A 12,216-nucleotide genomic window follows, 5' to 3' on the forward strand; every position below is an offset into this window, starting at 1 on the left:
ATGTCTCTGTCAATTACGCGTGAAAATTTCAATGAATGGATGATGCCGGTTTACGCTCCGGCGGCTTTTATTCCGGTTCGTGGGGAAGGCTCGCGCCTGTGGGATCAGCAGGGTAAAGAGTATATCGACTTTGCAGGTGGGATTGCGGTGAACGCGCTGGGCCATGCGCACCCGGCGCTGCGTCAGGCGCTGAACGATCAGGCGGCGAAGTTCTGGCATACCGGTAACGGCTTTACCAACGAGCCCGCGCTGCGCCTGGCAAAAAAACTGATCGACGCGACGTTTGCGGAGAAGGTCTTTTTCTGTAACTCGGGGGCGGAAGCCAACGAGGCGGCGCTGAAGCTGGCGCGCAAATATGCGCACGATAAATTTGGTACCCACAAGAGCGGCATCGTGGCGTTTAAAAATGCCTTCCACGGACGCACGCTCTTTACCGTCAGCGCGGGCGGGCAGCCTTCCTATTCGCAGGATTTCGCACCGCTGCCGCCGGATATTCGCCACGGCGTCTATAACGATCTGCAGTCCGCCAGCGAGCTGATTAACGACACCACCTGTGCGGTGATCGTCGAGCCGATGCAGGGCGAGGGCGGCGTGCTTCCGGCGCAAAAAGCCTTCCTGCAGGGGCTGCGCGAGCTGTGCGATCGTCATAACGCGGTGCTGATTTTCGACGAAGTGCAGACCGGCGTGGGCCGCACCGGCGAGCTGTATGCCTATATGCACTACGGCGTGACGCCGGACGTGCTCTCGACCGCCAAAGCGCTGGGCGGCGGCTTCCCGATTGGCGCGACGCTGACCACCGATAAATTCGCCAGCGTGATGACCGTCGGCACCCACGGCACCACCTACGGCGGCAACCCGCTGGCCACCGCCGTTGCAGGACAGGTTCTCGACATCATTAACACCCCTGAGGTGCTGAAGGGCGTTAAGCAGCGCCACGACTGGTTTGTTGAGCGTCTGAACGCCATCAACAGCAAAACGGGGCTGTTTAAAGAAATTCGCGGCCTGGGGCTGTTAATCGGCTGCGAGCTCACCGCTGAGTTTGCCGGAAAAGCTAAACTTATTTCACAGGAAGCGGCAAAAGTGGGCGTGATGGTGCTGATTGCCGGTGCCAACGTGGTGCGTTTTGCGCCTGCGCTGATCGTCAGCGAAGAAGAAGTGCAAACCGGTCTGGACCGCTTTGCGCTGGCGTGTGAAAAGGTGAAATCCGGGGTGTCATCATGATGGTCATCCGTCCCGTTGAGCGCGGCGATCTCGCCGGGCTCATGCAGCTTGCCGGTAAGACGGGAGGCGGGCTGACCTCGCTTCCTGCCGATGAAAAAACGCTGTCGGCGCGCATCGAGCGCGCCCTGCAAACCTGGCAGGGGACGTTGCCAAAAAGCGAGCAGGGGTATGTGTTCGTGCTGGAAGACACCGACACGGGAACCGTGGCCGGGATCTGCGCCATTGAAGTGGCCGTCGGGCTTAACGACCCGTGGTACAACTACCGCGTCGGCACCATGGTTCACGCCTCGAAAGAGCTGAACGTTTATAACGCGCTGCCCACGCTGTTTCTCTGCAATGACCACACGGGCGCCAGCGAGCTCTGCACGCTGTTCCTCGATCCTGCGTGGCGCAAAGAGGGCAACGGCTACCTGCTTTCCAAATCGCGCTTTATGTTTATGGCCGCCTTCCGCGATCGCTTTAACGAAAAAGTGGTTGCGGAGATGCGCGGCGTGATCGACGACACCGGCTACTCGCCGTTCTGGGAGAGCCTGGGCGAGCGCTTCTTCTCAATGGAGTTCAGCCGGGCGGACTATCTCTGCGGCACCGGCCAGAAAGCCTTTATTGCCGAACTGATGCCGAAGCATCCTATCTATACCCATTTCCTCAGCCCGGAAGCGCAGGCGGTGATCGGCGAAGTGCATCCGCAAACCGCGCCTGCCCGCGCGGTGCTGGAGAAAGAAGGCTTCCGCTACCGCAACTATGTCGACATCTTTGACGGCGGGCCTACGCTTGAGTGCGATATCGACCGCGTGCGCGCGATCCGTAAGAGCCGGCTGGTTGAGGTCTCTGAAGGCCAGCCCGCGCCGGGCGACTGGCCCGCCTGTCTGGTGTCGAACGAAAATTACGCCAACTTCCGCGCCATGCTGGTGCGGACCAACCCGAAATGTGAACGTCTGGTGCTGACGGCTGCAGAACTGGATGCCCTGAAATGTAACGCCGGCGATACGGTTCGCCTGGTGCGTCTCTGCCCTGAGGAGAAAACAGCATGACATTATGGATTAACGGTGACTGGGTCACGGGCGAAGGCGAACAGCGCGTAAAGACCAATCCGGTAGGAAAAGAGGCGCTCTGGAAGGGGAATGACGCCAGCGTTGCGCAGGTGGAACAAGCCTGCCATGCCGCGCGCCGCGCGTTTCCGGCGTGGGCAAAACAGCCTTTCGCCGCGCGCCAGGAGATTGTTGAAAAGTTTGCCGGGCTGCTGGAGGCAAACAAGGCCGAGCTGACGCGCATCATCGCGTCAGAAACCAGTAAACCGCGCTGGGAAGCGGCAACCGAAGTGACGGCGATGATCAACAAAATCGCCATTTCGATCAAGGCGTACCACACCCGTACCGGCGAACAGCATACCGAGATGCCGGACGGCGCGGCCACGCTGCGCCACCGTCCGCACGGCGTGCTGGCGGTGTTTGGGCCGTACAACTTCCCGGGTCATCTGCCGAATGGTCACATTGTGCCCGCGCTGCTGGCGGGCAATACCGTCATCTTTAAACCGAGCGAGCTCACGCCATTCACCGGCGAAGCGGTGATTAAGCTGTGGGAACAGGCTGGCCTGCCGCCGGGCGTGCTGAACCTGGTGCAGGGCGGACGTGAAACCGGTCAGGCGCTGAGCGCGCTGAGCGATATCGACGGCCTGCTGTTTACCGGCAGCGCCGGGACGGGCTATCAGCTGCACCGCCAGCTGGCGGGGCAGCCGGAAAAAATACTGGCGCTGGAGATGGGGGGCAACAACCCGCTGATTGTGGAAGACCCGGATGATATTGACGCCGCGGTGCACCTGACGATTCAGTCCGCCTTTATTACCGCCGGACAGCGCTGCACCTGCGCCCGTCGCCTGCTGGTGAAAAGAGGCGCGCAGGGTGATGCTTTCCTGAAGCGTCTGGTAGAGGTAAGCGCGCGCCTGGTGCCAGCCGCGTGGGATGCCGATCCGCAGCCGTTTATCGGCGGGCTGATTTCCGAACAGGCCGCGCTGAACGTGCTGAAGGCCTGGCAGGACCACGTCGCGCGCGGCGCGAAAACCCTGCTCGAACCGAAGCAGGTTCAGCCGGGGACCTCGCTGCTGACGCCGGGCATCGTTGAGATGAGCGGCGCGAGCAACGTGCCGGATGAAGAGGTCTTTGGCCCGCTGCTGTGCGTCTGGCGCTATGACGATTTCGATGCGGCGATTGCGATGGCGAATAACACCCGCTACGGCCTGTCGAGCGGGCTGATTTCGCCTCATCGCGAGAAGTTCGATCGGCTGCTGCTGGAAGCGCGCGCCGGGATTGTGAACTGGAACAAACCGCTGACCGGGGCCGCGAGCACCGCCCCGTTCGGCGGCGTGGGCGCGTCGGGCAACCATCGCGCCAGCGCGTGGTATGCCGCCGATTACTGCGCGTGGCCGATGGCGAGCCTGGAAACCCCGGCGCTGACGCTGCCGGAGACGCTTAATCCGGGGCTGGATTTTACCGGAGGGGATCGTCATGAAAGCGCGTGAAGTCAACTTTGACGGGCTGGTGGGGCTGACGCATCACTATGCCGGTCTCTCTTTTGGTAATGAAGCCTCGACGAAGCACCGTTTTCAGGTCTCGAACCCGAAGCTGGCGGCGAAGCAGGGGCTGTTGAAGATGAAAGCGCTGGCGGATGCCGGTTTCCCGCAGGCGGTGATCCCGCCGCAGGAGCGTCCGAACGTTGCGGTGCTGCGTCAGCTCGGCTTTAGCGGCACCGATGAGCAGGTGGTCGAAAAAGCGGGTACGCAGACGCCGCACCTGCTCTCGGCGGCAAGCTCGGCCTCTTCGATGTGGGTCGCCAACGCGGCAACCGTCGCGCCGTCAGCCGATACGCTGGATGGCAAAGTCCATCTGACGGTGGCGAACCTGAATAACAAATTCCACCGCGCCACCGAAGCGGAAACCACCGAGCGCGTGCTGCGCGCCATTTTCAACCAGGACGCCCATTTCGCGGTGCATCAGGCCTTGCCGCAGGTGGCGATGTTTGGCGACGAAGGCGCGGCCAACCATAACCGCCTGGGGGGCGATTACGGCGAGCCGGGTCTGCAGCTGTTTATTTACGGGCGCGAAGAGGGGGGCCACGCCGCGCCAACCCGTTATCCTGCGCGTCAGACGCTGGCGGCGAGCCAGGCCGTTGCCCGCCTGAACCAGGTCAATCCTTCCCAGGTGATTTTTGCCCAGCAGAACCCGCATGTGATCGACCAGGGCGTGTTCCACAACGACGTGATTGCCGTCTCTAACCGCCAGGTGCTGTTCTGTCACGAGCAGGCGTTTGCCCATCAGGAAAAGCTGCTCGCCACGCTGCATGAGCGCGTGCGCGGCTTTACGCCAATCCAGGTGCCAACGGAGGCGGTGAGCGTGCAGGACGCGGTTGAAACCTATCTGTTCAATAGCCAGCTGCTAAGCCGCGATGACGGCAGCATGATGCTGGTTCTGCCGCAGGAGTCCCGGGATCATCAGGGCGTGTGGCGCTACCTGACCGAGCTGGTGAAGGCCGATAACCCGATTGACGAACTGCGCGTGTTTGACCTGCGCGAAAGCATGGCCAACGGCGGTGGTCCAGCCTGTTTGCGTCTGCGCGTGGTCTTGACCCAGGACGAAATGCAGGCGGTGAACCCGGCGGTCATGATGAACGATACGCTCTTTACGCGGCTGAATGACTGGGTCGATCGCTACTATCGCGATCGTCTGACGCAGGCGGATCTGGTTGACCCTCAGCTTCTGCGTGAAGGACGCGAGGCGCTGGACGCGTTATCGACAATCCTGCAGCTGGGATCGGTTTATCCGTTCCAGCGCTAAAGGAGGGGATATGGAAAATTTACTGGCGCTGACCCTGGCCGATGAAACGCCGGAACAGAAAGAGGGGGATGGCCCCTCATTTCGCTGGCGGTGGCTGGGGCGCGGGGTGCTTGAGCTGACGCCGACAGCAAAGAGCGATCTGTCGCTGCTGCTTTCAACGGGCATTCACGGGAATGAAACCGCACCCGTTGAGATTGTCGATCTACTGCTGCGTGCGCTGTACCGCAATGAGATCGCCCTGAAGTGCCGCGTGCTGGTGGTGCTCGGCAATCCCCCTGCGCTGGCGCAAAACAAACGGTATCTGGTGAGCGACATTAACCGCATGTTCGGCGGCCGCTGGTCGCAGTTTCCGCAGAGTGACGAAACGGCGCGAGCAGCGTGGCTGGAGAACGTCGTGACCGTGTTTTTTGCCGCTGCGGGAGCGGCGCGCTGGCATCTGGATCTGCATACGGCCATCCGCGCGTCCTACCACGTTCGCTTCGGCGTTCTGCCGCAGCGTAATCAGCCGTGGGAGGAAGATTTCCTGAGCTGGCTGGGTGACGCCGGGCTGGAGGCGCTGGTGTTTCACCAGTCGCCGGGCGGAACCTTTACGCACTTCACTTGTGAGCACTTTGGCGCGTTGTCCTGTACGCTGGAGCTGGGGAAAGCGCTGCCGTTTGGGCAAAACGATTTATCCCGCTTTGCACCCACTCATCTCGCCCTGCGGGCGCTGCTGGGCGGGTCGGCTCCCGAGCCTACGCATCAGCCCGTTGAGCGGTACCGGGTCGTACAGCAGATCACGCGCCGCAGCGATGCCTTCCTGCTCCATATGGCCGCGCATACCCTGAACTTCACGCCGTTCCGCAAAGGGGCGCTGCTGGCCGAGGATGGTGAGGAGCGTTACGAGGTGCAGAAATCCACCGAGTATGTTTTATTCCCTAACCCCACCGTCGCGTTTGGCCTGCGGGCCGGTCTGATGCTGGAAAAAATATCCTGAACCTTGCCCCTCTCATCATTCGGGAGGGGCAAGTAAAAAACTTTTCTTAACGATTAAAGCACCTGCACCTGTTTTGCAGAATATTCCTGGTGAATTGCTTTATTATTGTTCTTCACTCCGTTATACTTTTTCTAAATCGCTTTAAAATCATCGTATTGAATATTTTTTGTTGCAACTCTCCACGCTTTATCCTTATTTCCTCCACATTTGGCGAAAATTTGTTTTTTACACTTTCATTGTTTTACCGTTGCTCTGACTAATTGACGATAAAACCCGTAAAGTTAATCTCGTCAACACGGCATAGCGCCGAAGAATAACTGAAAGAAAGGAAATAAATTATGCGTAAGTTTACTGCACTGTTTGTTGCTTCTACCCTGGCTCTGGGCGCTACCAGCATGGCGTTCGCCGCAGATACTGCGACCACTACACCTGCTGCGCCTGCTGAAGGCAAAATGATGATGCATCATAAAGGCCCGGGTATGCACAACGAGATGATGATGTTTAAGGATCTCAACCTGACGGATGCGCAGAAGCAGCAGATCCGCGATATCCGGAAAGGCGAACGCGACCAGATGAAACGTCCTCCGCTTGAAGAGCGCCGTGCGATGCATGACATTATCGCCAGCGACAGCTTCGATAAGGCGAAAGCCGAAGCGCAGATCGACAAAATGGCCGAGCAGCACAAAGCCCGCATGCTGGCTCACATGGAAACCCAGAACAAGATCTACAACATTCTGACCCCGGAACAGAAAAAGCAATTTAATGCGAATTTTGAGAAGCGTCTGACAGAACGTCCGGCGATGGAAGGTAAAATGCCAGCACCAACCGAATAATCGTTTCACACTCTTAAGACCGCCGGGATCCTGTCCACAAAAGCGCAAACGCTGTGGACAGGACCGGCGGTTTTTCTTTCCTGCCCTCTTGTCTGCCGCCGCCAGCGCGGTATGCTCCTGTAGTCGCATCAGAGAATGTTTGTAGAGTCATGGCGTTAGCATTTTTATTAACGTTGCGCTAAGGCCTGCCCGCTCTGCTGCCGATACTGTGTCTGTGAATACCCAACGATAACAAACAAGACAGCAACGATAGCGATATCCTTGCCCTGGCACGGGTTGTGCCATTCAGGAGTGGTGATGGAGTTCTTTGATATCCGTAAGATGCCGGTCAGCCTGTGGCGCAATGGTGCGGGTGAAACGCGTGAGATTTGTTGTTTCCCTCCAGCGACGCGTGATTTTCACTGGCGTGCCAGTATCGCGACTATCGCCAGCAACGGCGAATTCTCCTCTTTCCCCGGCGTCGACCGGGTGATTACCTTGCTGGAAGGAGGGGAGGTGACGCTGGATGCCGGTCAGGCGTTCATCCATACCCTAAAGCACCATCAGCCCTACAGTTTTGCCGGCGATTTACCGGTGAAAGCGCTGCTGTCCGATGGACGGATGGCGATGGACTTCAACATCATGACCCGGCGCGACTGCTGCAAGGCGAAGGTACGGGTTGCTGACCGTACTTTTACCACCTTTGGTTCAAGCGGGGGCGTGGTGTTTGTGTTAAGCGGGGCGTGGCAGCTGGGTGATAAATTGCTGACGGCCAATCAGGGTGCCAGCTGGCAGGAGGGAACCCATACTCTGCGTCTGCTGGAGACGCAGGGTACCTTATTGTTCAGCGAAATCACGTGGCTGCCAGGTCATTGAGCACAATGATTTCAAACTTACCGGCTAATACCGGTTTACAGAGAATTTTATAGCCATCGTGGTCAAATCCGGCGGGCGTGCGCAGCAGGGTTGCCGCGTCGTTGATGTCGTCGACAGCGCCCAGCCAGAGCCAGTTATTGACGATGTGATACTGGGTCATTGCCTCGCCCACTTCTTTTAGCGCAACGGCGCTTTCCCAGGGCCAGCAGTTAACGCTGATGGCCGCCAGACCGGAGAGGAGCCGGGTGTGATGCGCCTCAACGCTCTCTTTCCCACAGCAGGCACCGGCACAGCGCTTCAGCGCGGATCGAAAACAGGCGCGTCCGCGGGTGGTCGCCTCCAGACCTAAAAGGCTGTAGCAAAGCTGGAGCTCGTCCGCCAGCGTCTGCAGCGCCTGAAGTGCGGCACGTTTATTGGCGAACAGTCCGTAGAGATTCGGAGCATGAGAAAAATCGACGTCGCGCGCGTAGACGACCTGCGGCTTGCCCTCGTTAATCTGCAGGGAGCAGAGCTGACGGTTGCGGCGCAGGCGCTTGTTGAACAGCGGCTGCTGCTCTTTAATCAAACGCGCTTCCAGCAATAGCGCGCCCATTTCTCCTGCCGTCTGGAACCAGGTAATGCGTCGCGACTGTCGCAGCATGGCGGCCTCGTCCGGGGTGCGCAGATGGGATAACACCCGACTGCGAATGTTAACACTCTTGCCGATGTAGAGCGGCAGGGTGTCGCTTTCGCCGTGAAAGATGTACACGCCCGGCTGCTTAGGCAATGTTTCAAGCCAGGGGCGAAGGTGCTCGGGATATTCGTAGATAGCCGCCGCTTCAAACTCAAGACGCGGGGCGGATTGACGCCTGCTCACATACTGCTCCATATACTGTTCAGGTATACAGTGTAGCAGGAGTGTGGTGGTTAAAAAAGAGCCGGGTGGCGGCGACGCCTTACCCGGCCAGGACGTGCGGCCTGATGCCCTCACCCCAACCCTCTCCCACGGGAGAGGGCGCAAACACAAAAAACGGTAACCTGGGTTACCGTTTTGCATTTATTTCCAGAAGTCGTCAAACACCGTAATTGGCGTGTGGCGCTTGTGCTCGGTTTTCAGATACCAGCCTTCGATGATCTTCGCGATGCTTTCATCCAGCTTTTTGCCTTCCAGATAATCATCAATGTTGTCATAGGTGACGCCAAGGGCCGCTTCATCAGGCAGGGAAGGGCGATCGTCTTCAAGGTCCGCCGTTGGCGCTTTCTTATAAAGATGCTCAGGACAGCCGAGCGCGGCAAGCAGCTGCTTACCCTGACGCTTGTTCAGGCGGAAGATCGGGTTAATGTCGGTGCCGCCGTCGCCATATTTGGTGAAGAATCCGGTGATCGCTTCTGCCGCATGGTCGGTACCGACCACGACGCCTTTGGTCATCCCGGCGATGCTGTACTGCGCTTTCATGCGCTCGCGTGCTTTTTCATTGCCGCGAACGAAATCGCTCAGCTCAATGCCCGCTTCGCGTAACGCCTGCTCGCTTGCCAGCACCGAGCCTTTAATATTCACGGTCAGCACGCGGTCAGGCTGAATGAAGGCAATGGCGTCCTGGCAATCCTGCTCGTCTGCCTGTACGCCGTAAGGTAGGCGCACAGCGATAAACTGCAGCGTCTCATCGCCCGTCTCTTCGCGGAGCTCTGAAATCGCCATCTGGCAGAGTTTACCGGTCAGGGTAGAGTCCTGGCCGCCGCTGATGCCCAGCACCAGGGATTTCAGGAAAGCGTTCTTTTTTAAGTACGATTTTAAAAAATCCACGCTGCGGCGGATCTCTTCATGTGCATCTACCGTAGGCTTCGCGCCCAGTGCCTGAATAATCTCTTGTTGCAGAGCCATCACGCCCTCCATATGCAGTACAGAAACAGAATGTGTTAACTGTTAAAACTAACCCTTTGGGCGAGAAACGACAAGGATCACAGTTTCGAGTGCGCTAATTTGCGCCGTTTTAGCAGGTTATCGTTGTTTTATTAGAATTTTCCGAAATTCGTCTGGCGTAACTCACAAAGTTGAACAATAGTACTTTTTATCCCATGCTTATATAACACGCTGATAAACAAGAGGACGGAATATGAACAAGAACGTAGCAGGAATTCTTAGCGCAGCGGCGGTAATGACTATGCTGGCAGGGTGTACGGCTTACGATCGCACCAAGGATCAGTTTACGCAGCCCGTAGTAAAAGACGTTAAAAAGGGGATGACCCGTTCGCAGGTGGCTGCGATTGCCGGTAAACCTTCTTCTGAAATCACCATGATTCATGCGAAAGGGACCTGCCAGACCTATATTCTGGGTCAACGTGATGGTAAGGCAGAAACCTACTTTGTCGCCCTGGATGATACCGGTCATGTGATTAACTCCGGCTATCAAACCTGTGCTGAATACGACACCGATCCACAGGCACCTAAGGCGCAGTAACCCTCCTTGCCTGAGGATGTTAACGAACCGGCCCGTGGGCCGGTTTTTTTATGCATCAGAAAATCTTATTTCTTTGCGCGAATTATTTGCCCGAAATGTGAAGGGAGTCAACAAGCCAGGTCAATGAGAGACAATTTGTGCCTATCCAGAATTATCCCCTGTCTGTACCATTGCGTATACTCACTCCAACGATAAACAACAGTACGCAAGCTACCTGTCTGCCGGGACAGCGAGTCGAGTGATAGCGCGATGGCAGGTAGTCATACAAGAGGGAAATCACGATGGAAAAGAAACATATCTACCTGTTCTGCTCAGCGGGCATGTCTACGTCGCTTCTGGTATCAAAGATGCGTGCGCAGGCTGAAAAGTATGAAGTCCCTGTGGTGATTGAAGCGTTTCCAGAGACGCTGGCGGGCGAAAAAGGCCAGACAGCCGATGTCATATTACTGGGGCCGCAAATTGCCTATATGTTGCCCGAAATTAAACGACTGTTACCGAATAAACCGGTCGAAGTAATTGACTCGGGACTGTACGGCAAGATTGATGGTTTAGGTGTTCTTAAAGCTGCTGTGGCAGCAATTAAAAAAGCTGCTAATTAATTTTTATTTTTCCCGTCAAAGAGTTATTTCACACACAATACGCCGTAACATGCGTTGCGGCATTTAAGGGTATTTTCCTATGAGTAAAGTCATCGCTTCACTTGAAAAGGTACTCCTTCCTTTTGCTGTTAAAATAGGAAAGCAGCCTCACGTTAACGCCATCAAAAACGGCTTTATTAAATTAATGCCGTTGACGCTGGCCGGGGCCATGTTCGTTTTAATTAACAACGTTTTTCTGAGCTTTGGTGAAGGTTCCTTCTTTTATTCATTAGGAATTCGGTTAGACGCTTCCACTATTGAAACCCTTAATGGTTTTAAAGCCATCGGCGGCAACGTCTATAACGGTACGTTGGGGATTATGTCGCTGATGGCGCCTTTCTTTATTGGGATGGCACTGGCAGAAGAGCGAAAAGTGGATCCGCTGGCCGCCGGGTTATTATCCGTCGCTGCCTTTATGACCGTAACGCCATACAGCGTGGGCGAAGCCTATGCCGTTGGCGCCAACTGGCTGGGCGGGGCCAACATCATCTCCGGTATTGTTATCGGTCTGGTGGTGGCAGAAATGTTCACCTTTATTATCCGTCGCAACTGGGTGATCCGCCTGCCGGATAGCGTACCGGCTTCCGTTTCTCGTTCATTTTCCGCGTTGATTCCAGGCTTCATTATTCTCTCCATCATGGGGATTATTGCCTGGGCGCTCTCCCACTGGGGCACAAACTTCCACCAGATCATCATGGACTCTATCTCTACGCCGCTGGCGTCGATGGGTGGCGTGGTCGGTTGGGCGTATGTGATTTTCACCTCTCTGCTGTGGTTCTTTGGCGTGCATGGTTCACTGGCACTGGCCGCGCTGGACAGCGGAATTATGACCCCATGGGCACTGGAAAACGTTGCGCTTTATCAGCAGTACGGCTCCGTTGACGCGGCGCTGGCGGCGGGTAAAACCTTCCATGTGTGGGCGAAGCCGATGCTTGACTCCTATATCTTCCTGGGCGGTACCGGGGCGACCTTGGGTCTGATCATCGCGGTCTTTATTGTCTCTCGTCGTGCTGACTACCGTCAGGTCGCGAAGCTGGCGCTGCCATCAGGCATCTTCCAGATTAACGAACCGATTCTGTTCGGTCTGCCAATCATCATGAACCCGGTAATGTTCATTCCGTTCATCCTGATTCAGCCGCTGCTGGCCGCCATTACCCTGACGGCGTATTACCTGGGCATCATTCCACCGGTCACCAACATTGCACCGTGGACCATGCCGGCGGGTTTGGGCGCCTTCTTCAACACCAACGGTAGCGTCGCGGCGTTCCTGCTGGCGATATTCAACCTCGGGGTTGCCACCCTGCTGTACATGCCGTTCGTGGCGATCGCCAACAAAGCCGCCACCATCATTGATGAAGAAGAGAGCGAAGAGGATATCGCCCTCTCACTGAAATTCTAAGATTGACGGCGCGGGGAAGCCCGCGCCAG

12 protein-coding genes are annotated in these 12,216 nt (G+C 56.9%); 10 read left to right on the top strand and 2 right to left on the bottom strand.

Annotated features, from left to right (window positions below):
- The 7 genes from V1587_RS11535 (at position 1) to ves (ending at position 7,712) form a co-directional block, all read left to right on the top strand.
- Entirely contained in the window at positions 1-1,221 is a 1,221-nt protein-coding gene (locus V1587_RS11535) for an aspartate aminotransferase family protein (protein WP_371897701.1), read from the top strand.
- Positions 1,218-2,252, top strand: a complete 1,035-nt coding sequence (gene astA / locus V1587_RS11540) for an arginine N-succinyltransferase (RefSeq protein WP_023311275.1) — start codon at positions 1,218-1,220, stop codon at positions 2,250-2,252. The genes V1587_RS11535 and astA overlap by 4 nt, the downstream gene beginning before the upstream one ends.
- Positions 2,249-3,736 carry a succinylglutamate-semialdehyde dehydrogenase gene (gene astD, locus V1587_RS11545; RefSeq protein ID WP_371897700.1) on the top strand — a complete coding sequence of 496 codons (1,488 nt, stop codon included), beginning with the start codon at positions 2,249-2,251 and terminating at the stop codon, positions 3,734-3,736. The genes astA and astD overlap by 4 nt, the downstream gene beginning before the upstream one ends.
- Positions 3,723-5,048, top strand: coding sequence for an N-succinylarginine dihydrolase (gene astB / locus V1587_RS11550; protein WP_196364725.1), 1,326 nt, complete (start codon positions 3,723-3,725; stop codon positions 5,046-5,048). The genes astD and astB overlap by 14 nt, the downstream gene beginning before the upstream one ends.
- Before the next feature lie 10 nt (positions 5,049-5,058).
- Complete coding sequence (gene astE / locus V1587_RS11555; RefSeq protein WP_371897698.1) at positions 5,059-6,024, top strand: succinylglutamate desuccinylase; 966 nt, start codon at positions 5,059-5,061, stop codon at positions 6,022-6,024.
- A 338-nt stretch (positions 6,025-6,362) separates the two neighbouring features.
- On the top strand, positions 6,363-6,857 hold the full coding sequence (gene spy / locus V1587_RS11560) for an ATP-independent periplasmic protein-refolding chaperone Spy (RefSeq protein ID WP_371897697.1): 495 nt from the start codon (positions 6,363-6,365) through the stop codon (positions 6,855-6,857).
- 297 nt (positions 6,858-7,154) lie between these two features.
- Positions 7,155-7,712, top strand: a complete 558-nt coding sequence (gene ves / locus V1587_RS11565) for an environmental stress-induced protein Ves (protein WP_371897696.1) — start codon at positions 7,155-7,157, stop codon at positions 7,710-7,712.
- Here ves and cho read toward each other — a convergent pair.
- Together cho and nadE are read right to left on the bottom strand one after the other, a co-directional pair.
- Entirely contained in the window at positions 7,690-8,568 is an 879-nt protein-coding gene (cho, locus tag V1587_RS11570; protein WP_371897695.1) for an excinuclease Cho, read from the bottom strand. The two genes, ves and cho, sit on opposite strands and share 23 nt — an antisense overlap.
- 180 nt (positions 8,569-8,748) lie before the next feature.
- Entirely contained in the window at positions 8,749-9,573 is an 825-nt protein-coding gene (gene nadE / locus V1587_RS11575) for an ammonia-dependent NAD(+) synthetase (protein ID WP_371897694.1), read from the bottom strand.
- Positions 9,574-9,805: 232 nt separating this feature from the next.
- Between nadE and osmE the strand changes: the two genes are divergently transcribed.
- The 3 genes from osmE (at position 9,806) to chbC (ending at position 12,187) form a co-directional block, all read left to right on the top strand.
- Positions 9,806-10,150, top strand: a complete 345-nt coding sequence (osmE, locus tag V1587_RS11580; protein WP_371897693.1) for an osmotically-inducible lipoprotein OsmE — start codon at positions 9,806-9,808, stop codon at positions 10,148-10,150.
- A gap of 281 nt (positions 10,151-10,431) precedes the next feature.
- Positions 10,432-10,749, top strand: coding sequence for a PTS N,N'-diacetylchitobiose transporter subunit IIB (chbB, locus tag V1587_RS11585; protein WP_371897692.1), 318 nt, complete (start codon positions 10,432-10,434; stop codon positions 10,747-10,749).
- A 79-nt stretch (positions 10,750-10,828) separates the two neighbouring features.
- The gene (gene chbC / locus V1587_RS11590; RefSeq protein WP_371897691.1) at positions 10,829-12,187 is read left to right on the top strand and encodes a PTS N,N'-diacetylchitobiose transporter subunit IIC; all 1,359 of its coding nucleotides are present in this window, start codon (positions 10,829-10,831) and stop codon (positions 12,185-12,187) included.
- Positions 12,188-12,216 lie beyond the last annotated feature (29 nt).

The organism is Enterobacter sp. ECC-249, from assembly GCF_043965265.1.
Classification (GTDB): Bacteria; Pseudomonadota; Gammaproteobacteria; order Enterobacterales; family Enterobacteriaceae; genus Enterobacter; species Enterobacter quasiroggenkampii.